The 21728-nt window shown below is 72.0% G+C and carries 18 protein-coding genes and 1 pseudogene; 13 read left to right on the forward strand and 6 right to left on the reverse strand.

The genetic code is table 11. The features are described from left to right. From ABT057_RS44995 to ABT057_RS45045, 11 genes and pseudogenes are all read left to right on the forward strand, one after another. A pseudogene (locus ABT057_RS44995) lies at positions 1-150 on the forward strand (sugar ABC transporter substrate-binding protein); the annotation flags it as partial. Between the two features lie 80 nt (positions 151-230). Next, positions 231-1190, forward strand: coding sequence for a carbohydrate ABC transporter permease (locus ABT057_RS45000; protein WP_352350410.1), 960 nt, complete (start codon positions 231-233; stop codon positions 1188-1190). Beyond that, entirely contained in the window at positions 1187-2074 is an 888-nt protein-coding gene (locus tag ABT057_RS45005; RefSeq protein ID WP_352350412.1) for a carbohydrate ABC transporter permease, read from the forward strand. Before ABT057_RS45000 ends, ABT057_RS45005 begins: the two co-directional genes overlap by 4 nt. Beyond that, a complete protein-coding gene (locus ABT057_RS45010) occupies positions 2071-3060 on the forward strand; it encodes a zinc-dependent alcohol dehydrogenase family protein (RefSeq protein WP_352350414.1) in 990 nt (329 codons plus the stop codon). The genes ABT057_RS45005 and ABT057_RS45010 overlap by 4 nt, the downstream gene beginning before the upstream one ends. A 112-nt stretch (positions 3061-3172) precedes the next feature. Beyond that, positions 3173-4135 carry a carbohydrate kinase family protein gene (locus tag ABT057_RS45015; protein WP_352350416.1) on the forward strand — a complete coding sequence of 321 codons (963 nt, stop codon included), beginning with the start codon at positions 3173-3175 and terminating at the stop codon, positions 4133-4135. A gap of 176 nt (positions 4136-4311) precedes the next feature. Further along, entirely contained in the window at positions 4312-4863 is a 552-nt protein-coding gene (locus ABT057_RS45020; protein ID WP_352350418.1) for a hypothetical protein, read from the forward strand. Next, a complete protein-coding gene (locus ABT057_RS45025; RefSeq protein ID WP_352350420.1) occupies positions 4860-8033 on the forward strand; it encodes a M48 family metalloprotease in 3174 nt (1057 codons plus the stop codon). The genes ABT057_RS45020 and ABT057_RS45025 overlap by 4 nt, the downstream gene beginning before the upstream one ends. 138 nt (positions 8034-8171) lie before the next feature. Then, positions 8172-8963, forward strand: a complete 792-nt coding sequence (locus ABT057_RS45030; protein WP_352350422.1) for a hypothetical protein — start codon at positions 8172-8174, stop codon at positions 8961-8963. Positions 8964-9229: 266 nt separating this feature from the next. Further along, the gene (locus tag ABT057_RS45035; RefSeq protein WP_352350424.1) at positions 9230-10378 is read left to right on the forward strand and encodes a glutathione-independent formaldehyde dehydrogenase; all 1149 of its coding nucleotides are present in this window, start codon (positions 9230-9232) and stop codon (positions 10376-10378) included. 31 nt (positions 10379-10409) lie between these two features. After that, entirely contained in the window at positions 10410-10535 is a 126-nt protein-coding gene (locus ABT057_RS45040; protein ID WP_352350426.1) for a hypothetical protein, read from the forward strand. Between the two features lie 201 nt (positions 10536-10736). Then, entirely contained in the window at positions 10737-13271 is a 2535-nt protein-coding gene (locus tag ABT057_RS45045) for a serine/threonine-protein kinase (protein WP_352350428.1), read from the forward strand. A gap of 12 nt (positions 13272-13283) precedes the next feature. On the opposite strand, the gene ABT057_RS45050 is transcribed toward ABT057_RS45045, so the two are convergent. Then, positions 13284-14036: an SDR family NAD(P)-dependent oxidoreductase gene (locus ABT057_RS45050; RefSeq protein WP_352350430.1), complete on the reverse strand. Its 753-nt coding sequence runs from the start codon at positions 14034-14036 to the stop codon at positions 13284-13286. A 102-nt stretch (positions 14037-14138) separates the two neighbouring features. Between ABT057_RS45050 and ABT057_RS45055 the strand changes: the two genes are divergently transcribed. Next, positions 14139-15008, forward strand: coding sequence for a helix-turn-helix transcriptional regulator (locus tag ABT057_RS45055; protein ID WP_352350432.1), 870 nt, complete (start codon positions 14139-14141; stop codon positions 15006-15008). Between the two features lie 26 nt (positions 15009-15034). Here ABT057_RS45055 and ABT057_RS45060 read toward each other — a convergent pair whose 3' ends face one another. Continuing rightward, complete coding sequence (locus ABT057_RS45060; protein ID WP_352350434.1) at positions 15035-16468, reverse strand: AfsR/SARP family transcriptional regulator; 1434 nt, start codon at positions 16466-16468, stop codon at positions 15035-15037. 101 nt (positions 16469-16569) lie between these two features. Here ABT057_RS45060 and ABT057_RS45065 point away from each other — a divergent pair, with 101 nt between their 5' ends. Then, positions 16570-17460, forward strand: a complete 891-nt coding sequence (locus ABT057_RS45065) for a macro domain-containing protein (protein ID WP_352350436.1) — start codon at positions 16570-16572, stop codon at positions 17458-17460. A 73-nt stretch (positions 17461-17533) separates the two neighbouring features. On the opposite strand, the gene ABT057_RS45070 is transcribed toward ABT057_RS45065, so the two are convergent. The 4 genes from ABT057_RS45070 to ABT057_RS45085 all read right to left on the reverse strand — a co-directional run bounded on the left by ABT057_RS45070 (position 17534) and on the right by ABT057_RS45085 (position 21657). Then, positions 17534-18322: a TIR domain-containing protein gene (locus tag ABT057_RS45070; RefSeq protein ID WP_352350438.1), complete on the reverse strand. Its 789-nt coding sequence runs from the start codon at positions 18320-18322 to the stop codon at positions 17534-17536. Then, the gene (locus ABT057_RS45075) at positions 18319-19842 is read right to left on the reverse strand and encodes an AbeC-like domain-containing protein (RefSeq protein WP_352350440.1); all 1524 of its coding nucleotides are present in this window, start codon (positions 19840-19842) and stop codon (positions 18319-18321) included. Before ABT057_RS45075 ends, ABT057_RS45070 begins: the two co-directional genes overlap by 4 nt. 32 nt (positions 19843-19874) lie before the next feature. Continuing rightward, positions 19875-20564 carry a hypothetical protein gene (locus ABT057_RS45080; RefSeq protein ID WP_352350442.1) on the reverse strand — a complete coding sequence of 230 codons (690 nt, stop codon included), beginning with the start codon at positions 20562-20564 and terminating at the stop codon, positions 19875-19877. A gap of 211 nt (positions 20565-20775) precedes the next feature. Further along, positions 20776-21657, reverse strand: a complete 882-nt coding sequence (locus tag ABT057_RS45085; RefSeq protein ID WP_352350444.1) for an LLM class flavin-dependent oxidoreductase — start codon at positions 21655-21657, stop codon at positions 20776-20778. Between the last annotated feature and the right edge of the window lie 71 nt (positions 21658-21728).

The following is a 21728-nucleotide window of genomic DNA, read 5'->3' on the forward strand; positions in this document are numbered from 1 at the left end:
CAGTACGTGGCCATCCCCGAGTTCCAGGACCTGGGCACGAAGGTCACCCAGGAGATCTCCGCCGCCATCGCCGGCAAGACCAGCGTGGACAAGGCACTGGACGACGGCCAGAAGCTCGCCGAGGACGTCGCCAAGACCTACCAGAAGTGACCTTCAGTGCCCGGCCGGCCTCAGCGCCGGCCGGGCACCGCTTCCCCTACCCCGGCCTTCACCGGCAGAGGAAACCCTTCATGACCACGCTCACCGCACCCCCCAAGACGGCACCACCGCCCGCCCGCCCCCGGAAGTCCTCGGGCACGGCCAAGTGGAAGCGGCGCATCCCGCTGCTGCCGGCGCTGGTCTTCACCATCGTCGTCACCCAACTGCCCTTCGTGGCAACGCTCGTGATCTCCACCTTCCAGTGGAACATCCTCAAGCCGGGCGACCGGCACTTCGTCGGCCTGGACAACTTCACGTTCGTCTTCACCGACGAGCGGCTGCGCACCGCCGTTTTCAACACCGTCGTGCTCACCGCGTCGGTCGTCCTCATCAGCGTGGTCCTCGGTCTGGGGCTGGCGCTGCTGCTGGACCGCAGGTTCGTGGGCCGCGGCCTGGCGCGCACCCTGCTGATCGCGCCGTTCCTGGTGATGCCGGTCGCGGCGGCGCTGCTGTGGAAGCACGCCATCTACAACCCCGACTACGGCCTGCTCAACGGCACCCTCAACGCCGTCTACCGGCTCTTCGGCGCGGACAACGGGCCCACGGTGGACTGGATCTCGTCCTATCCGATGCCCGCCGTGGTGGTGTCACTGGTGTGGCAGTGGACGCCGTTCATGATGCTGATCCTGCTGGCCGGTCTGCAGGCCCAGCCCGGTGACGTCCTGGAGGCGGCCCGTGTCGACGGCGCGTCCGCCCGCCAGACCTTCCTGCACATCACGCTGCCGCATCTGCGCCAGTACCTCGAGCTGGGCGTCCTGCTCGGCACGATCTACGTCGTGCAGACCTTCGACGCGGTCTACACCATCACCCAGGGCGGCCCCGGCTCGCAGACCACCAACCTGCCCTACGAGATCTACCTGACCATGTTCCGCAAGTACGAGTACGGCCAGGCGGCCGCCGCCGGAGTCGTCGTCGTCCTCGGCTCGATCGTGATCGCGACCTTCGCGCTGCGCACCATCGCGTCCCTGTTCCGCGAGGAGGTCTCCCGATGACCACTCACGCAGCCATAGCCGCACCCCGAGGGGGCAGGTTCACGAAGGTCCTGCGTGGCAAGGACGACCCCAACGCCCCGCGCCTCTCACCCCTGTGGACGTTCGTGGCCTGGCTGGCCACGCTGGCGTTCTTCGCGCCGGTGGCGTGGATGGTGCTCACCTCCTTCCATCAGGAGGCGGACGCCGCGACCAACCCGCCGACCCCGTTCGCGCCGCTCACCTTCGACCAGTACAAGCTGCTGTTCAGCCGGGACATCACCCCCTTCCTCCTCAACTCGGCGATGGCCGGCGTCATTTCGACGCTGCTGGTGCTGGCCCTGGCGGTGCCGGCGGCGTATGCGCTGTCCATCAAGCCGGTCGAGAAGTGGACCGACGTGATGTTCTTCTTCCTGTCCACGAAGTTCCTCCCGGCGATCGCGGCCCTGCTGCCGGTGTACCTGATCGTCAAGGACGCCGGGATGCTGGACAACGTGTGGACGCTGGTCGTCCTCTACACCGCCATGAACCTCCCGATCGCGGTGTGGATGATGCGTTCCTTCCTCGCCGAGGTCCCCAAGGAGATCCTCGAGGCCGCCGAGGTCGACGGCGCCGGACTGCCCACCGTCCTGCTGCGGATCGTCGCACCCGTCGCCATGCCCGGACTCGCCGCCACCTCCCTGATCTGCTTCATCTTCAGCTGGAACGAGTTCATGTTCGCGGTCAACCTCACCGCGACACAGGCATCCACCGCCCCGGTCTTCCTGGTCGGCTTCATCACCAACGAGGGCCTCTTCCTGGCCCGGCTGTGCGCCGCCGCCACCCTGGTCTCGCTGCCCGTCCTCATCGCCGGCTTCGCCGCCCAGGACAAACTGGTCCGCGGCCTGTCCCTAGGAGCAGTCAAGTGAAAGCAGCCGTCATCGAAGCGCCCGGCAAGGTCACCGTCACCACGGTGCCCGACCCCACGCCCGGGCCGCGCGAGGTCGTGGTGGATGTGGCGGCCTGCGGGCTGTGCGGGACCGATCTGCACATCCTGCAGGGCGAGTTCGCGCCCCGTCTGCCGATCGTGCCGGGCCACGAGTTCGCCGGGGAGGTCGTCGGCCTCGGCAGCGAGGTCACCGAACTCGCGCTCGGCGACCGGGTCGCCGTGGACCCCTCGCTGTACTGCAACGAGTGCCGGTACTGCCGGGCAGGCCGCAACAACCTCTGCGACCGGTGGCAGGCGATCGGAGTGACCGTGGCCGGCGGCGCCGCCGAGTACGCCGTCGCGCCCGTCGCCAACTGCGTACGGCTGCCCGACCACGTGGACGTCCAGGACGCGGCGCTGATCGAGCCGCTGTCCTGTGCCGTGCGCGGCTACGACGTGCTCAACAGCAGACTCGGCTCCCACGTGCTGATCTACGGCACCGGCACGATGGGCCTGATGATGCTGGAGCTGGCCAAGCGCACCGGCGCCGCCTCGGTGGACGTCGTCGACGTCAACCCGGAACGGCTGGCCACGGCCGAGAAGCTGGGCTGCTCCCGAGCGGCGCTCTCGGCCGACGAGTTGGGGCGCCCGGCCGGCTGGGACGTGGTGGTCGACGCGACCGGCAACGCCGCCGCCATCCAGGACGGCCTGGACCGGGTCGCCAAGGCGGGAACCTTCCTGCAGTTCGGGGTCTCCGACTACGCGACGACGGCCACCATCTCGCCGTACCGCATCTACAACCAGGAGATCACCATCACCGGCTCCATGGCCGTCCTGCACAGCTACGAGCGCGCGGCGGAGCTGTTCGCCGCGGGGGTCCTCGATCCCCAGGTGTTCATCAGTCACCGACTGCCGCTGACGGAGTACCCGCAGGCACTGGACCGGTTCGCCGCCGGTCAGGGACGCAAGATCGTCGTCCTGCCCTGACCCCTCCGGCGGGTTCCCGCAAGCCGTCGTGGCGACGCGGCCGGTCATCGGCCGCGTCGCCGCACGGCCCATTCGTCCGGTCCTTTCGAGCCTTTCCCAGGAAGAGCAGCCCATGAGTCCCCGTCAGATCACCGTTCTGGGAGAGTGCGTCGCGGACGCCTTCACCGAACCGTCCCACGCCGTGAACGAACTCGCCCTGCGGGTGCTGCCCGGCGGCGGACCCGCGAACACGGCGGTGGCCCTGGCCCGGCTGGGCACGCCGGCCCGCTTCCTCGCACGGCTGTCCGGCGACGTCTTCGGCCGCCTGTTCCGGGCCCGTCTCGAGGCGTCCGGCGTGGACCTGTCCTACGCGGTCGCCGCCGACGAGCCCAGCACGCTTGCGGTGGCGGAGCTGGATGACGCGGGGCAGGCCGCGTTCTCGTTCCACGCGCAGAACACGGCCGACTGGCAGTGGACTCCCGGGGAACTGGCGACGGTGGATCTGTCGGAGACGGCGTGTGTGCACACCGGGTCGCTGGCGCTGGTCCGGGAACCCGGCGGGGCGGTGGTGGAGGAGTTCCTGACGACAGCGGCTCCGCGCGCCACCGTCAGCATCGACCCCAACGTCCGGCCGCTGCTGGTGCGCCCCGAGGTCTACCGTTCCCGGCTGGCGCGCTGGTGCGGTCTCGCCGACATCCTGCGGCTGAGCGAGGACGACCTCGGACTGCTCCTGCCGGGCACCCCGCCCGAGCAGGCGTGCGACACCTGGCACGCCGCGGGGGTGCGGCTCGTCGTGATCACGCTCGGTGCCGACGGCGCCCTGGCCTCACTCGACGGCGAACGGCTGCGGGTGCCCGCGGTGGCCACGCGGGTCGTCGACACGGTCGGCGCGGGCGACTCCTTCACCGCCGGCCTGCTGCACCACCTCGGCGCCCGCGGACTCCTCGGCGGCCGGCTGACCAGGCTCGGTCTCGGCGAGGTCGCGGAAGCCTGCCGGTTCGGCGCTCGGGTCGCGGCCCTGACCTGCTCGGTCGCCGGTCCCAATCCGCCGTGGGGGGACCGGTTGGCAGAGCTCGAGCCCGCCGCCGGAGCCTGACCGCCGGATCGGGTTCCCCTCCCCGTACACCATCCGGACGTGAGTCATTACCGAATTACGCATCTACGCAACGCTTTGTTGCATTGCTCCCTAGCGTGCAGCGCGTAGGAGCCGAGCAGGTGGTCCAGGCAAGGGACAACCGCGCGGCCTCGCAGTGTCTCTTGCAAGGGGGTGGCGTGAAGGCATCACGTCGTGCGTACGACACCGAAGCGGTGGGCGTGGCGGAAGCGGCCCGCGCGATGCTCGACCGGGCGGCCGCCGTGGCACCGGAACAGGTGGCTGCCGAACGCCGGGCGTTCGACATGCTGTGCGCGGCCTACTTCAGTGATCCGAAGCGGGCGCTGGCGCCTGCCGCCGGGGCGCGAGCGGGCGGGCCGCTGGAGTTCGGCATGCCGGGCACGGAGGAGCTGCTGACTCCTGTGTTCCTGGCGGCGGCGTCCGCCGTGGGCGCGTATCTGGGCGACAGGGCGGTCGGCGCGTCGCGAGGCCTGATCCGCAGGATGTTCGCCGGCCCGCCCGCCGGCACCTCCGCCGAGGAGGGGACACGGCGCGCCGGTTCGGCGGGAGAACCGACCGAGTCGGTGCGGCTCGACCCCGAGCAGTGGCGTGAGGTGCGGCGGATCGTGACGCACACGCTGATGCGCCACGGTGGCATGCCGCAGGACCGCGCGGAACTCATGGCCGCGGCGGTCGTGGGTGACGGGCTGGCCGGGGAGCCGCCGCAGTGACCGGAGGCGCCGCCGCGGTCGGCGGAGTCGCTCCCCCCTCGCTCCCGCCCGGTCCTGCCGCGATGACGGGGCCGTCGCTGCGGGCCCGAACGGACCTTCGGTTCGCCGTCCTGGTCGCCGCGGTGCTGGCGTCCAGCGTGGTGGCGTTCAGCGTGGTGAGCGCCGCGCTGCCGTCCGCGGAGTGGCTGTCCCGGCACCGGGTCGACCCCTGCCTCGCCCGTATCGATCCGGCGACCGCCTGGATCACCGGGGAGAGCGACCAGCTGAACACGCGGGTGGCGATGGCCAACGCGTGCATGCGGCCGTACGTCCTGCACGAGATCGGATGGATCGCGACGGGGCTCGCGGCCGAGGTGGCGGTGGCCGTCCTCCTGTTCGCGCTCCACCCCTGGTGGCCGCGGATCACCTGGCGGCCCGCCTCGGGCGTCGGCTCAGGTCCGCTGCGGCGCCTGGCCGGGAGTGTCCGTCTGCCGCAGCGGTCCAGGAAGCTCCGGCTGACCGGCCGCGAGAACGCCGACGTGCTGGAGGAGCTGGACGCGCTGGCCCGCAAGGCCGGGCTGTCCCGGCTTCCCCTCTGGCTGATCGACCCCTACGCCACCACGGCGGGCGGCCGGGCCTACGGCCTGCCCGGACGTCCCCGGGTCTGTCTGAACGTGGGGCTGCTGGTCCGCTTCGACCGGGACCTGGCCGGCTTTCGCGCCGTCGTCAGGCATGAACTGGCCCACCACCGCCATCGCGACGTCGGACGCACCTATCTGACCATCGCGCTGTGGTGGTCGTTCGTCACGACGGCACTCGCGCCCTGCGTCCTGCTGTCCCTGTATCCCAGGGCGCTCTTCGGGGCCGCGGAGGACTGGCCGGGCAGCACGCTGCCGGGCATCGAGGAGAAGCCGGTGTACCGGCTGGCCGCGCTGGCGGTGCTGAGCGCCGTCGCCTATCTCGCCAGGAACATGATCCTGCGCGCAAGGGAACTGCATGCGGACGCGCTGGCCCACACCTGGGACGCCACCCGGAGCTCCCTCCCGCGGATGGTGGCCGCCCTGCCCTGGCCCTCCGCGCGTTCGGTGTGGCGGTGGCTTCCGGCCGGGTGGCGGCGGCGGGCGGCTCGTGCCGGAACCCATCCCAGCCCCGAGCGGCGGGTGGCGGCGATGGCCGATCCCGCACGGCTGCTGCGCACCGGGACCTGGGAGACGGCCGCCCTCGGCCTCCTGGCCGGGCTGGCCCTCGACAACCTCTCGCTGCTGACGGGGATGGTCTCGGAGCGTTTCGTCACGGTCGGACTGACGCTGCTGGCTCTGCCCTTCGGCGTGGTTCTGACGCTGGCACTGGCCGCGGCACTGGCCGCACGCAACGCGGCACCGAGCCCGGATTCGAGCCCGGATTCGAGCCCGGCACCGGGCTCGGCTCCGGTCGCCGGGGCGGCCCGCGACGGGCGGGCCCGCCGGGGAGCGGTTCCCCCGGGGCGCGACCTGTTCGTCCTGCCGGCCGCGCTCACCGGCGGTCTGGTGTGCAGCCGGGCGATCTCGCTGGTGGCGGCCGACACGACGGTGATCGCACCGACCCTCGGCCAGTACGCGCTGATCGGTCTCGTCCACCTGGCGATCCTGCTGCCGCTCGCGCTGTGGATGCGGTCGGTGCGCCGCGCCCTTTCCCCCCGCGCCCTTTCCCCCCACTCCCTTCGCCCGGACGGCTCCGGCGCGGGACGAGGGCCGCACACACGCCTGGTCATCGCCACCGCCGGGGTCGTCTGGGGACCGCTCCTGGCCCTGTGGCACGCCCGTGGGTGGGACCCGGACGCACTCACCACGACGCCCCTCCGAGCCGTGCCGGCCGTCGGCCAGACGATCGGCTGGTACTCCGCGCTCACCGGCCGGCTCGGCGACGCCTACTTCTACTTCCCGCTCCTTCTCCTCCGCGCCACCCCGCTCCTCCCGGTGGGACTCGTCCTCGTCTGGGCGGTCCCGCTGGTGGCCGCCGCCCGACGGCGCGGGCACCTCGCTCTGCGCGAGGGCGTCGGCAGAGCCCTGGCCGTCGGCGCTGCCGCGGGCCTCACGTCCGTCGCCTGCGGAATCGTCCTGCCGTATGCCGCCCGGGGCGCGCTGCCACCGGAGGTCCGCCGGATCTCCGGCCCGCCGGCCGTCCTCGGGGCCCTGTCGTTCCTCACCGTGCACGCGGACACGTACATGGCGGTCGCCGCCCTGCTCCAGGCCGCCGCAGCGGTGGGAACCGTCCTCGTCTGCCGCAGGCTGCGGCCGGTGCTGGTTCCGCTGGCCGTGACCGTCACCGCGGCCCTCGGCACGCTGGGCTTCTACGTCAGCCGGGGGACGGCCCTGTGTGTCGCCGTCACCGACGCCGCCGCGGGCGTCTGCGGCGCGAGGGAGTTCCTGCCCGGCACCGACGTGGCCGACCGACTGCACGAGGCCGTGGCCTGGGGAGCGGTCGCAGCGTTGCCCGCAGGACTGCTCGCCGCCGCGGTCACGGCGCTGTCCGCGCACCGCCGGCGACGGCCGGACGGCGTGCCGGACACCGCGCACGAGGACACCCCCCGCCGCCCGGTGCTCCTGCGGCCGGCACTGGGGTTCCTGGCGGCGCTCGTCCTCGCGGGCGCGGCCGCGGGAGTCCGGCAGGACCACCTCGTCTGGCGGTCGACCGCCTCCACGGCGGCCGCACGGCCACCGTCGAACGGCCAGGACGCCCGCCAGGCGTCCGGCCCGTCCGGGTCGTCCGACCGGAAGAACGACCCCTGCCTCGTCGGTACCTGGCGCGCGTCCCCGGCCCGACAGCGCCTGGTCGTCGACGGAAGCCCGGTGTGGCTGACGGGCGACCGCGGCACCTGGACGTTCCGGCCCGACGGCATCCTGATCATCGACTACGGCAAGGGGGTCTCGCAGACGGGGACTCTCCACGGGCGCGCGGTGGTTCTGCACATGAGCGGCAGCGCCGGCGCCCACTACCGGACCGCGGACGGCACGATCGGCTACTACGGCTCCGCCGTACGCCGCCCCGGTGACGTCACTCTCCGGGTGGCCGAAACCTACGTCGTCCGTCAGAAAGCCACCGCGAGCCTCACTCCCGATCACTACACCTGCGCGGGCGACGTCGCCCACCTGCTGCCGCCGTCTCCGGCGACCGACGCGCCGTACGACCTGACACTCACCCGGCTGAGGTAGGTGTATCGACCCGCACTGAACAACCGGTCACGGTGACAGGGCAACCGAGGCCGCCCCTCATGGGTCTAGGCAGCGTGACACCTCATCAGGTTTCGCCGTGACGGGACGGCGGAGCCGACGATCCCTGAGGGGGATTCCATGCGTGTTCGCGCCGCTGTCGCCGTCGTGTCGCTCACGACCGCCCTGTCCGCCTCGTTCGTCCCGGCCGCCGCGCAGGCGGCGGACCGGGCCGCTCCCAGCGACACCACGTTCTCCCATGTCGTCGTCAACGGCGGCAAGGACGTCGTGCTCGGCCTGACCACCAGGAAGACCGTCACCATCACGTGGCAGGCGACGGACCCGGACGGCATCGTCGCGTCCTGGGCCTACCTGTGGCACGGCCCCAACACCGACGACGCCGACGGCAACCTGCCGATGTACCCGCCGACGGGTACGTGCACCGCGTCGTCCGCCGACCGCACCACCGTCACCTGCAAGGTGAGCATCGGCGTGGACGCCGCGCGGGACTTCGACCACAACGGCCTCGCCGGCACCTGGAACGTGCTCGCCGGGGCGCAGGACGCCGGCGACGACTGGACGGAGATCGACGTCGCCGGCACGGCGCACTTCAAGCGGTACGGCAAGGTGACGGTCAACGCCTCGCCCGAGCCGGTGAAGAAGGGCAGGACCATCACGGTCACCGGCAGGCTGACCCGCGCCAACTGGGACAGCGGCACGTACACCGGCTATCGGGGGCAGTCGGTCAGACTGCAGTTCCGCAAGAAGGGCAGCACCACCTACAAGACCCTGAAGACCATCACCAGCGGCGGCAGCGGCACGCTGAAGACCACCACCAAGGCCACGGCCGACGGCTACTTCCGCTTCCTCTTCCCCGGCACCGCCACCACGGGCCCGTCCACGGCCGCCGGGGACTTCGTCGACGTCAGGTGACCGGAGCGAGCTGAAACGGCCCTTGGGTCCGGTATTCCGTACCCGTACGGCTCCCGGGCGGCCGCGGCCGCCCCGACGGAGGTTGCAGCGCGTGCCTTACGGGCGTTCCCTGGAAGGAGGAAGCAATCGATGCTGCAGCCAGAGCGCCTCGGGGCCACGACGCGGGCCGAGAGGGCCCGTCTCGGTGTGTGTTCTCCCGGCGAGAGCCCCGGTCAGGGCGGTCCGCCGTCCGTCGTCGCCCGGCGTTCGACGCGGAGGTGATCCAGGTGAAAGCCGTTGTCTACGAGAAGCCCTTCAGTGTCGCCGTCAGAGAGGTCGACGACCCGCGGATCCAGCACCCGAACGACGTGCTGGTACGTGTCACGTCCACCGCCATCTGCGGATCCGACCTGCACATGTACGAGGGGCGCACGGCAGCCGAGTCGGGCATCGTCTTCGGACACGAGAACCTCGGCATCGTCGAGGAGCTCGGCACGGGCGTGACCTCCTTGTCCAAGGGCGACCGCGTCGTCATGCCGTTCAACGTCGCCTGCGGATTCTGCAAGAACTGCCTCGCCGGCAGGACCGGCTTCTGTCTGACGGTCAATCCGGGCTTCGCCGGCGGAGCCTATGGCTATGTGGCCATGGGGCCGTACACGGGCGGCCAGGCGGAGCTGTTGCGAGTGCCGTTCGCCGATTTCAACTGCCTGAAACTGCCGCCGGAGGGCGCGGAGACCGACTTCGTGCTGCTCGCCGACATCTTCCCGACCGGCTACCACGGGTGCGAGCTCGCCCAGGTGTCTCCCGGTGAGAGCGTGGCCGTCTTCGGCGCCGGCCCGGTCGGCCTGATGGCCGCGTACTCCGCGCTGCTGCGCGGCGCCTCGAAGGTGTTCTCCGTGGACCGGGTGCCCGAGCGGCTCGCCAAGGCCGAGGAGATCGGAGCCATCCCGATCGACTTCACCAAGGGCGACCCGGCCGGGCAGATCAAGGAACAGACCGCGGGCGAGGGAACCGACAAGGGCGTCGACGCCGTGGGCTACCAGGCCCAGGCGCACGACGCGAGCCACGAGGAACCCGCCGTCGTCCTCAACACGCTCGTCGAGACGGTACGGCCGACGGGCATGCTGGGCGTGCCGGGTCTGTACGTGCCGTCCGACCCGGGCGGGCCCGACGACAACGCCAAGCACGGTCAGCTGCTGGTCTCCATCGGGCGCATGTTCGAGAAGGGGCAGCGGATGGGCACCGGTCAGTGCAACGTCAAGCAGTACAACCGTCAGCTGCGCGACCTGATCATCGCGGGGCGCGCCAAGCCCAGTTTCGTGGTCTCCCACGAACTGCCCCTGGACGAGGCGCCGCGCGCGTACGAGAAGTTCGACCAGCGGATCGAGGGCTACACCAAGGTCGTACTGCATCCCGGCCACGCGCTCGCGGCGTGATCGGAGGCGGTTCGCATGCCGGTGGGCCGCGGTGAACACCACCGCGGCCCATCGCGGTTTTGCATGGCGCAACACATGGGGCGTGACCTTCGGCACATCGGAGGTCTCCGGCGCCGGAAGCCGTTTCATCCTGCAACTGTTGCTCATCGCGCACTGAACCCGCAGGACGGCCACGTGTCACCCGATATCTGACAGGGTGTCAATTCCTGTGCCGACGGTAGGCCGACGGCGGAACACCTGCGTCCGGGTGTGGGCAAACCGTGGTTCCGGGGTGGCCTCATCAGTCACATCAGCATCTAGTCTGTGGTCAGACCCCACCGGTCCTCTCCCCCACCACTGAGAACAGGCGGCTGAGGGCATGCAACCACTGCGCCCAGAAGACCCCGAGCAACTGGGCCCCTACCGGCTCGTGGCTCGGCTCGGAGCAGGCGGTATGGGCCGGGTCTATCTGGCCACGTCGTCGGCCGGCCGTACCGTCGCCGTCAAGGTCATCCGTCCCGAGATGGCCGAGGACAAGAACTTCCGCATCCGCTTCCGTCGCGAGGTGGCGGCCGCGGCGGCGGTGGGCGGTGTCTACACCGCCCCCGTGCTGGACGCCGCACCGGACGCCGAGACCCCCTGGCTCGCCACCGCCTACATACCCGGCCCCACCCTGGCCGAGGCGATCGCCCTGCACGGACCGCTGCCGGTGGACACCGTCCTCGCGCTGGGCGCCGGCATCGCCGAGGCGCTGACCGCCGTACACGCCGAGGGGCTGGTGCACCGCGACCTCAAACCGTCCAACGTGCTGCTCGCCGCGGACGGCCCGCGCGTCATCGACTTCGGCATCGTCCGTGCCCGGGACGGCTATGAACTCACCGGCGCGGGAGGCCTGTTCGGCTCCCTCGAGTACATGTGTCCCGAGCAGGCCACCGGCGATCCGATGGGGCCGGAGGGAGACGTCTTCTGCCTCGGTTCGGTGCTCGCGTTCGCCGCGTCCGGACAGGCTCCGTTCAGCGGTGCCGCGGCGGCCTCCCTCCTCTACCAGGTGGTCCACGGCTCGCCCGACCTGTCCCGGGTGCCCGAACCCCTGGACAAGATCATCAGTCTCTGTCTCGCCAAGGACCCGGTCCTGCGCATCGACCCGGACCGGCTCTCCGCGGCCTGCGCCCCGGGCGGCGCCGAACAGGTGCTGACCGAGGGCTGGCTGCCCCCGCGGGTCGCCGCGCTCATCGCCGAACACCGGGCGGCCGCGACGGACCTCGACCTCCTCGCGCGCACACCGGGCCCGGCACGGCCCTGGACCGACGGGCCCGGTGGATCCGGGACACCCGGGAGTCCCGACTCGGTGCCGCCGGCCGGCGGCACGCGCGGGTCGGTGTACGCGACGGTGGGGCGGTCGGCGTACGAGACCGACGTCGCCGAGCGCGGACCCGGAGCCGGCGGCCCCGGTACCGGTTGCGTGCGGGACACCCGTGGCACCCACGGTCCGGGGCTCGTCGCCGAGGCACCGGTGCGGGAACCCGCGGACCCGGTGGGATCGGTGGATCCGACGGGACAGCCGGACCCGGGGCCGTACCGGCCCGCCGCGTACGCGCACACGCCGGCACCCGCGGACGCCCAGGCACCCGCCCACGCGCACACCTCCCCGCCCGTACGCGAATCCGCCCCCGCTCCCGACCCCGAGCCCGCACCACTCTGCGCCTCCGCCTCCGCCCCGGCACACCGCCGTACCCCCGCCCCCTCCCGATTCCCCCGACGCACGATCCTCGCCGCCGGCGCGGTCGCGGGCACGGCGCTCGCCGGGGGCGCGGCCCTCGTCGCCGCCCGGCGAAAGCCGGGCGGCGGGCAGGCCGGGCGTCCGGCCGGACCGCCCCCCGAGCCGGCCTGGGTCTACCGCGGCGGCCCGCTCTTGCAGGCCCCGGCCGTCTTCACCGGCGGTACGGCCCTGCTGAAGGCCCGCCCCGGCAACATCATCTGCCTCGACCTGGCGAACGGCTCCCAGCCCAAGTGGGTCTACCAGGGCATCAGCCTGTCGCCCACGCCCGTCCTGCTGAGCTACGGCGCCGCGGTCGCGCTCGGCACCGGTGCGACCCTGATCGGTGTCGACCCGGCCGGCGGCACCGAGCGGTTCACCCTCGACTTCGGCGAGGACTACCAGTTCGACCAGCTGCTCGGCAGCTACGACGGCTACGCCGTCTCGGTCCTCGGGGCCAGCCTGCAGCGTCAGTCGGCGGAGGCCGGCGTCGCGACCTCCACCAACGCGGTCTTCGGCGTCGACCTCCAGGCCCGCCGGGCCATCGTCATCCCGATCAACCCGGAGGACGTGGGTGTGCCGCTGCAGCCCGTCACCACCTCCGACTACTTCGTCTACGCCGACGGACTGCGCAACGTCTCCGTGCGCAACACCCGGGACGGCGGCAGCCTGCGCTGGCGGCACCACGTGGGCTACGACCTCCGGCCGGGCCTTGCCGTGCTCGGCGAGACCGTCTTCGCCATCGGCTCCGAACTCATCGCCCTGGCACTGAGCACGGGGAAGCTCCGCTGGAAGTCGAAGGCCGGACGCGGCATGTTCGCCTCCCTCGGCGCGGGCGGCAACACGGTCTACGCCACCGGCACCGACCCCTACGGCGTCCACGCCTTCAACGCGGCGAACGGCTCGCACCGCTGGTTCTGCGAGACCCCCCGGCTCAACGTCGACAACCCGATCGCGGTCGGGGCGCACGCCGTCTACGTGCCGGCCTTCGAGAACAAGGACGGCTTCTACGCGATCGACACCGCCTCCGGACGTCTGCTGTGGAACTTCACCGACGGCCGCGAGACCGGTGTCAACGACTGGCAGCTCTCCTGCGACGGAGCCGGACACCTGGTGGCCCAGCACTTCGACCGCGCCTACGGACTGCCCGTCACCTGAGACCCCCGCGGGTCACCAGGGCAGCGGCCCCTCCGCGTCGAAGTACCCGCCGGTCGGTCCGTCCGGCGCCACCTGGGCCATGCGGACGATGATCTCCGCGCCCTCCTCGACGGTCTGGACACCGGTGTTGCCGTTCAGGTCGGTCTTGGTGAAGCCGGGTTCGACCGCGTTGATCCGCAGCGCCGGGAACGCCTTCGCGTACTGCAGGGTGACCATGTTGAGGGCGGTCTTCGACGCCGGGTAGGCGACGCCCGGGTAGGCGTGCGCCGGGGTGGCCGGGTCGGAGACCAGGGTCAGCGAGGCCAGACCGCTGCTGACGTTGACGACGACCGGTGCGGGGGAGCGCCGCAGCAGCGGCAGGAACGCGTGGGTGACGCGGACCGCGCCGAAGACGTTCGTCTCGAAGACCTCGCGGATCTGGTCGGCGGTCAGCTCCGCGGCGCCGGGCACGCTGTTGCCGGGGCCGCGCACCTCGATGCCCGCGTTGTTGACGAGGACGTCCAGACCGCCGGCGGCCTCGATCGTCCTGGCCGCGTCCGCCACGGAGCCGTCGTCGGTGATGTCGATCAGGATGTGCCGCGCGCCCAGCAGGTCGGCGGCGCGCAGGCCCCGCTCGGCGTCCCGGCTGCCGACGTAGACGGTGTGCCCGGCCTCGACGAGCCGGCGGGCGGTCTCGAAACCCAGCCCCTTGTTCGCCCCGGTGATCAGTACGGTCTTCGCCGTGGTGGCCGAGGCGTTCGTCATGGTGTCGCCATCCGTTGTCATGCCTCCAGAGTGCGGCGGGGGACCGGGAGCAGACAGTGCCCGCGTCTTCCTGGGACCGCCAGTACCAGGACGACCGGGGGACGGGCGGTGCACAGTGGTGACATGGCGAGCACGGAGTTCGGTCGTACGGTACGGCGGTGGCGGGACCGGGTCCCCCCGGACGCGGCGGGGCTGCCCTCGGGCGGCCACCGGCGTGCGCCCGGGCTGCGCCGGGAGGAACTCGCGATGCTGGCGGGGATCTCCGTCGACTATGTGACCCGTCTGGAGCAGGGCCGGGCCGCCCATCCGTCGGAGCAGGTCGTGGAGGCCCTCGGACGGGCGCTCAGGGTGTCCGCGGCCGAACGCGAGCACCTCTTCCATGTCGCCGGGCTGGTGCCGCCGGGGCAGGGCACGGTGCCCGCGTACATCGCGCCGAGCGTGCACCGGATGCTGGACCGGCTCACCGGGACACCGGTGTCGGTCTCCGACGCGAGCTGGACCCTGCTGCTGGCCAACCCGCTGTTCACGGCTCTCATGGGCGAACGCCACGGCCGGGCCCGCAACGGCGCCTGGCGCGCCTTCCTCGGCGACGGCGAGGACCGCGTCCGCCACACCCCGCAGTCCCGGCGGGCGACGGAGGCCGCGGTCGTCGCCGATCTGCGCGCGGCGACCCACCGCTACCCGGCCGACCGCAGGCTGCGGGACCTCGTCGAGGAACTCCGCACGCACAGCGCCCGGTTCGCCGAACTGTGGGACTCCGGCGCCGTGGCCCGGCACGACGCCTCCCGCAAGACCGTCGACCACCCCCAGGTCGGCCCCCTGACCCTCGACTGCGACGTCCTCAGGGTCGACGGCAGCGACCTGCGCATCATGGTCTACACGGCCGAACCGGGCACCCGGGACGCCGAACGCCTGGAACTCCTGTCGGTCATAGGCCTGCAGACCCTCGCCGCGCCGCAGGATCTTTCCGGGCGGACCGGCGACGACGTCTAGACCGTCGTCTCCCGGCTCCTTGAGCGCTACCGGCCGTCCGGAAGCGGTCCGGAAGCGGTCCGGGAGTGGACGGTGGCTGTCGGCGGAAGCGGTGGCGGGCGTTCGCTGGGGGAATGACCAGGTTCCAGCTGTTCGTCCAGGGCCCGCAGCCGGGCCTCGACCGCCGCCAGATCGGTGCTCTCCAGTTCCTCGGGCCGGACGACGATCCGCAGTTCGGGGGAGACCGCGGGGTCGGCGCGCAGGCTCTCGACGAAGGTCTCGACGATCAGCGACAGCAGCTGGGTGCGGTCGAGTTCGACGACCCGGGCAAGACCCGCGCCGATCAGCGGGACCGCCACCGGCCTGAACCGGCCGTGCCGGGCGACCGACGGCCACAGCCGCTCCAGGCTCAGCCGCAGGTCCGCCGGTGCCGAGCGGGCGCGCAGGTCGTTGCCGAGCCGGGAGTAGGCGAGCGCGAACACCCACCGTCTGCCCACGGGGACCGCGACCGCCGTACCGATCGGATAGCGGGTGCGGCGGCCGCGCCGCTTCGCCCGGGCGCTCTCCGTGACCAGCGGCGTGAACTCCCGCAGCCCACTTCGCAGTTGCTCGTCGAGCTGCCGGTGCCGGCCCTCGAAGAGCCGGTCGACCAGCTGGCCCTGCACACTCTCCCCGCTGATCACGACGTCCTGTTCGGTGGAGGTGTCGAAGGTGTCGGAGAACCCCACGACCAGATTGGCGTCCTCCTGCTCGAACAGGTCGCCGCGCACCACGACGACGTCCACCCGCAGCCCGCGCAGGGTGTGGCGCAGCAGTTCGTCGCCGTGCCGTTCCCGCAGCAGGGTGTGCAGGCGGGCGAGTGCGGCGGCGGCCGCGGGGTCGTCCGGCAGCTCCCGGGCGGTCTGCTCGGCCACCGGCAGAGCGAGGTCGTAGCGGCCCAACGCGCTGTGCCCGGCAACGAGTTCATGCAGAGCGGTCTCCCGCAGCCGGGTCAGCCGTCGGATCGGGGCGGCGGCGAACTCCTCGTCGTGCGCCTCCGCCAGCGGCCGGCCGCGCCACAGCCGCAGCGCGTCCGCCAGCAGCCGGACGGCCGAGGCCGGCGGCGCCCGCAGCGCGTCGCCCACCAGACGGGTGAACTCCGTGCTGTCCAACTCCTCTGTGGCCAGAGCCAGTTGGTAGGTGCTCTCCACCCCGCGCGCGGTCGGCAGTTGCGCCGTGCGGATGATCCGGGCACCAAGTCCGGGCCCGGCGAGGTCGAAGGCGCGGCGCAGCTCGAGGATCCGCTTCTGCACCTCGTTGCGGCCGCGCAGGTCCTGGCGCGGCAGGTCGAGGGTCTGCTGCCAGACGTCCCGGTAGAGCTGCCGGGCCGGTACGGCCTCGCCGTCGGCGGCGACCAGACGGACCAGCAGACGGGTGGTCAGCGGGGTGAGCCGGGCCGAAGTGCCGTTCACCTCCAGCCGGGCGGGCCCCAGGACACTCACGCGGACACACGGTGTGCGGGTCTCCACGCGCTTCGCCCCCTCCGCCGCGTGCCTGCCCGTCAGCAGGGAAGCCAGCGTACCAAGGTGCCGTGGAGGCAATCATGCGATCGACCCGTCCGCCTTTCTCGCTCCGGCACGCGCGTGTGCGACGGGTGTTCGCGGGCAGTGTCCTCGTCGCCTTCGGCGTGGTGTCCGCCGTCGTGCAGTTCTTCAGCCAGTTGTTCCCGGCGGCCTTCCGGCATCCCGGGCTGGTGACGGCCGGCTCCGTGGGGCTGTGCCTGGCCTGGGGACTGGCCCGCGCGCGGCCGCAGGGCGCCGTACGGCAGGAGTTCGGGCGTCCCGGCATGACGGTGGTGGTGGAGGAGGGCGACCTCTTCGACCAGGCCGGGCATCTGGTCGTGGGGTTCACCGACACCTTCGACACCCTTGTGCACGACGGGGTCGTCATCAACGACGACAGCGTGCAAGGGCAGTTGCTGGCCCGCCGGTACGGGGGAGACGCGACGGGGCTGGACGCGGAGCTGGCGGCCGCGCTCGAAGGGGTGGCCCCGGTCGCGCGGGAGAGCGCACAGGACAAACCGCGGGGCAAACGGGACAGGTATCCGATCGGCACGGTCGCCGTCCTCGGCGTCCGGCCGCGACTCGTGTTCGCCGTCGCCTACAGCCGGATGGGCAACGACTGCGTGGCCTCCTCCGGGGTCCAGGACCTGTGGCTCGGTCTCGACCGGCTGTGGGACGCCGTCCGCCGGCACGGCCAACTGGAGTGCGTCACCATGCCGTTGACCGGGGCGGGGCTCGCCCGGCTGCATGACCTCGACGAGGACAGCCTGCTGCGTCTCATCCTGCTGTCGTTCGTCGTGCACGCGTGGGAGCGTCCGCTCTGCCGTGAGCTGCGGGTGGTGATCCGCCCCGGCGAGATGGGCCGGATCGACCTCCCGGAGGCCGCGGCCTTCCTGGCGGGCCTGGCGGCGGGTGTCCGGCGCCACGTCTGACGCCGGACACCCCTCCCTTTCCCCCGGCGAGCGGTACGGGCCCCCTCCCCCGGGGGAGGCCCGTACCGCGGCTTCATCGGGCCGACGGTGTCTGCCGCCCCGTACGGCCGTACGCCGCCAGATGACGGAACGGCCAGGTCTGGCGCCAGTCGGAGCCGGTGTCGTTCACCTTGCAGCCCGCCAGCTTCAGCCGCTCCACGATCTTGCCCACGGCGGTCTCGGAGCCGTCGAACCGGATGACGTTCATCCCCGCGATGTCGGAGATCGTGCGCAGCGCCCCGACCTCCACCATCAGCGTCCGCTCCGGGTAGGCCATGAGCACCATGCCCAGCTCGATCAGCACGTTCGGCCGGGGCTGGCCGGTCGGTTCCGTCTCGTACGGCGGCTCGTTCGCACCGCGCAGGTCCGGGTGCAGCTGGACGACGTCGTCCGGGGTGAGCAGCACCAGGGCCGCCTGGGCCTGTGCGGGGGCCGCGGCGACGACCTCGCCGAGGAACGGCGCCGTCCTGCCGGTCGCCCTGACCAGGTCCTCCCATTCCAGGGGATGCAGATCGAGCAGCCGCAGCAGGTCGAACATCTTCATCCGGACCTCTTCGTCCCGTCCGTGGACGACGAAGACGTTCCGGCTGACGTCCGGCGAGGGCCCGCCCTGGGGCCCGCCACTGCCGTCCGGGACCGGGGCCGGAGTCGGGGCCGGTGCCGGGACGTTGGTGGAGAAGTTCTGCGTCCCGGAGTTGCTGTTGTCCTGGTTCCCGGAGCCGAAGTTGCTGTGGCTGCCGAAGTTGTTGCCGTTGCCGAAGGTGTTGCCGGTGTGGGAACCAGCCGTGCCGGAGGCGTCGGAGATGCCGGTCATCGAGGTCATGCCCCCTGGTTGAAGTTCTGCGTCCCGGAGTTGCTGTTGTCCTGGTTGCCGGGACCGAAGTTGCTGTGGCTGCCGAAGCTGTTGTTGCTGCCGAAGTCGTTGCTGAGGATGTTCGTCTGGCGGGCCTCGTTCTCCGCGAGATCCACGTTGTGCTCGTGCAGGAAGCCACGGATGACGTGCAGCAGCTGGCGCTCCACGATCTGCGTGTACTTGATGGTGTCCGTCTCCTGGAAGAAGACGTGGAACTCGTCGCTGGTCGCCAGTTCCCGGATGCTGGTGAGCGCCCCGCGGTCCACCACGGTGTCCGCGTAACGGCCGAGGCGGAACTCGCTGGTGTCGAACGGCTGAAGCACCCGGATCCGGCGCGCGCCCGGCTGCCACGGCAGCAGGGCGCGCGCCCGCCGGAGCGCCGGGCCCAGGACGGCCCCGGGGGCGGCGCGCAGGGTGTCCCACGCGACCCGGAGAAGCAGCCCGCCGCTCAGGGTGGCGGGCAGCCGGTCCACCAGGTGGAAGTCCCCCTTGATCGGCGCCAGCACGTACGAGTAGAACTCGGTGTGCAGGGTGTTCCCCTTGAGGTCGAAGCCCACGAACGCCGTGGTGACCAGCTCCTGGTTCCACGAGCCCACCCGCACGCACAGATAGGCGCGTCCCGAGTCGTAGACGTCCTCCCAACGGCCCTCGCGTTCCTCGGAGGTCTGTTCCCACCGGCCGGGACGGGTCGTGACGCTCGTGGTGAACGTGGACCGCTCGACGGCGAGACCGTCGATCCGCTCCGCGGGCCGCGCCTCGTCGCGCAGGGTGGCGGCCAGCCGCCCGGCGACATGAGAGGTGATCTCCTCCGCGGTGAAGGGGATGACCTCCTTGCGCCGCGGCTCCTCCACGGCCGCCGGGCCCGCAGGCCGGTGCCCGTTCTCGAACGGGTTGAGCGGTGCCCCGATCAGCAGTTCGGCGGTCGACCACCGCTTCACCGGCTCGCCCGCACCGACGAACGGCTTGTACCCGCTGTAGCGGACCAGGGTGCCGTCGGAGACCTGCTCCCGGTCGATCTTGGCCACCAGCTCGGGCGTCAGCTCGGTGTGGCGAGGGTACGCGCCGGTGAACCCGCCCGCGCCGCCCTGTCCGGCGGTGCCGCGCCCCAGCCGGGTCGCCAGGGTCTGGAGGGTGACGATCCGCCGCAGATACGCGGTGACCCACAGCAGCCACAGCACCGCGAGGAAGCCGCCGAACCAGTTCAGGACATCGACGCCCATGAGGAAGAACGTGACCACCAGGCCCGCGCCGAGCACGGCCAGCCGGGCCCGGTGCAGCCGGCGGGCCGCCAGCGCGTGCGCGAGCACGGGGACCGCGTCGTAGCCGTACGACGGCGCCACCACCCGGAACCGGTGGGTCAGCAACTCGCGGATGACGATGGCGCGGTAGACCGGGTCGAGGTACGTGCCCGCGCACAGCAGCCGGGTCGCGTTGCTCGTCGCGGCACCGGCGGCCCGGCCCGCGGGTACGGAAAGAGTGTCGTTCGCCATGGCTTAGCTGCTCCGCTCTCGGGGGTCGGTGATCATCCGGTACGGCTCATCGAGCCGCCGGTGATGACCCCGTCGACCACGGTGTACTCGCCGCTGTACGACTCCTGCCTGCCGTCGTTCAGTTCGGCGCTCAGGCTGACCGAGACGGTGTCGTCCTGAACGGACTCGACGACGACATCGGCGTGCCGGGTCTCGGCGTAGCCCGACACGAAGGCCTCGTAACCGGGGTCACCGAGGTTCTTGCCGCCGAGATCCCAGGCCGTCTCGAAGTCGCGCGCGTTGATGGCGTCGTAGAACTGCTCGACCGTCGCGCCGGGACCGGCCGACGTCCCGACCCCGGTGGGGCCGGCCGTCGGGTCGGCGGTGTCGGACGGGCCGGCGCTGTCGGACGGCGTCGCCGCCCACGGGTCCGGGCTGTCGACGCTGTCGGTCCGCACGGTCTCGGAGGGGAACGGGTCGTCCTCGGGCCCGTCCGCGGAGTACGAGGCCGTCGGCCCCGCGTACCAGCCGCCGCCCGGGCCGTCGGCGGCCCCGGACGACCCGGAGCCGCCGGAGACGAGCGACGGCAGGACGGCGACCAGCAGAATCAGCAGCAGGGGGATGCCGGCGATGAGCAGCGCATACGTCCGCTCCTGGCCGGCGGTGGGTAACAGGCTCGGGGCCTCGTAGGTGCCGCCGGGTCTGGTGCCCGTCGCATCGACGGGATGCTGCACATGATTCATGGGGCCCCTCACAACTCCCGGCAGACCGCGGGATCCTCGCTGTTCTCGCCGACCCGTCCAGAGTCACAGACCTCCGGTGCGGCCATGACGAGATGTGACCAGATCCGCCGCTTCCGCTACCAGCCCTTCCTCCTGCCGATATGCTTCCGATCCACTTCCGACCCGCTTCCGCGGATCGGCGCGGGCCCCGGATCCGCCCCGAACGGTGTCCTCACCCTCGGCGCCCGGCCGCTTCCAGTACGGCTTCCAGCTGCCGCAGCGGCTCCGGTCCCACCATCCGCAGCACGACCGTGTCCGCGCCGGCCGCCGCGAGCTCGCCGATGTGGCCGGCGGCCTGCGCGGGGCTGCCGGACACCGTGAACACCTCCTCCTGCGGGCGGCCGAGCCAGGCGCCGTGGCCCTCGGTGTGCGGGTGGAGGGTGCGGGCCACCTCGTCGGGGTCGTCGCCCACGCAGGCGAAGGCGAAGGCCGTCAGGGTGTGGCCGGGCCCGGCGCCGCCCTTCGCCGTCAGCGCACGAATGTTCTCCAGGTCCCGCGGCCCGTGCCCTTCGGCGATCAGCGTGCCGTCCGCGACCCGCCCGGACAGCTCGAGGGACCGGGGCCGTACGACACCGGCGACCACCGGCGGCGGTTCGGCCGGCGGATGCACCAACTTGACCCCGTCCAGCCGGACTTCACGCCCCTCCAGCTCCACCCTCTGCCCGCGCAGCAACGCCCGCACCGAGGTGACGGTCTCCTCCAGCAGGGCGAGTGGGGAGCGCGCCGCTACGCCCACCTGGGCCATCCACTCCTGTACTCCGTGCCCGATCCCGGCGACGAGCCGGCCGGGGAACACCCGTGCCAGAGTGGCCACTTCCATCGCCAGCAGCGCCGGGCTGCGCAGCGGGGCGGGGGCGATGCCGATACCCACCCGGATCCGCTCCGTCGCCCCCAGCGCCACCGCCGCCGCCGAGACCCCGCCGTTCCACCCGAGATCCTCGACCACCCACAGGTCGTCCACCCCGAGCGCTTCCACTTCCCGCGCGAACCCCGGGAGCCCCGCGGGATCCCGGTCGCGGTCGAACATCACGCCGATCCGTACGTTGTTCGTCATACGCCGGAACCTACAAGGTCATCCCGCACGCCGGTCTCGCCGGACCGCCGGCCCCCAGGCCGACCGTCCGG

It is taken from the genome of Streptomyces sp. NPDC002588, assembly GCF_040295925.1.
GTDB lineage: Bacteria > Actinomycetota > Actinomycetes > Streptomycetales > Streptomycetaceae > Streptomyces.

Bases quoted from the DNA above. Each gene is read 5' to 3' on its own strand.
- ABT057_RS45050 (WP_352350430.1), bottom strand. From the start codon at position 14,036: ATGACAACGGATGGCGACACCATGACGAACGCCTCGGCCACCACGGCG.
- ABT057_RS45005 (WP_352350412.1), top strand. From the start codon at position 1,187: ATGACCACTCACGCAGCCATAGCCGCACCCCGAGGGGGCAGGTTCACG.
- ABT057_RS45070 (WP_352350438.1), bottom strand. From the start codon at position 18,322: ATGACCTCGATGACCGGCATCTCCGACGCCTCCGGCACGGCTGGTTCC.
- ABT057_RS45065 (WP_352350436.1), top strand. From the start codon at position 16,570: ATGCGATCGACCCGTCCGCCTTTCTCGCTCCGGCACGCGCGTGTGCGA.
- ABT057_RS45080 (WP_352350442.1), bottom strand. From the start codon at position 20,564: ATGAATCATGTGCAGCATCCCGTCGATGCGACGGGCACCAGACCCGGC.
- ABT057_RS45045 (WP_352350428.1), top strand. From the start codon at position 10,737: ATGCAACCACTGCGCCCAGAAGACCCCGAGCAACTGGGCCCCTACCGG.
- ABT057_RS45000 (WP_352350410.1), top strand. From the start codon at position 231: ATGACCACGCTCACCGCACCCCCCAAGACGGCACCACCGCCCGCCCGC.
- ABT057_RS45085 (WP_352350444.1), bottom strand. From the start codon at position 21,657: ATGACGAACAACGTACGGATCGGCGTGATGTTCGACCGCGACCGGGAT.
- ABT057_RS45015 (WP_352350416.1), top strand. From the start codon at position 3,173: ATGAGTCCCCGTCAGATCACCGTTCTGGGAGAGTGCGTCGCGGACGCC.
- ABT057_RS45055 (WP_352350432.1), top strand. From the start codon at position 14,139: ATGGCGAGCACGGAGTTCGGTCGTACGGTACGGCGGTGGCGGGACCGG.
- ABT057_RS45075 (WP_352350440.1), bottom strand. From the start codon at position 19,842: ATGGCGAACGACACTCTTTCCGTACCCGCGGGCCGGGCCGCCGGTGCC.
- ABT057_RS45030 (WP_352350422.1), top strand. From the start codon at position 8,172: ATGCGTGTTCGCGCCGCTGTCGCCGTCGTGTCGCTCACGACCGCCCTG.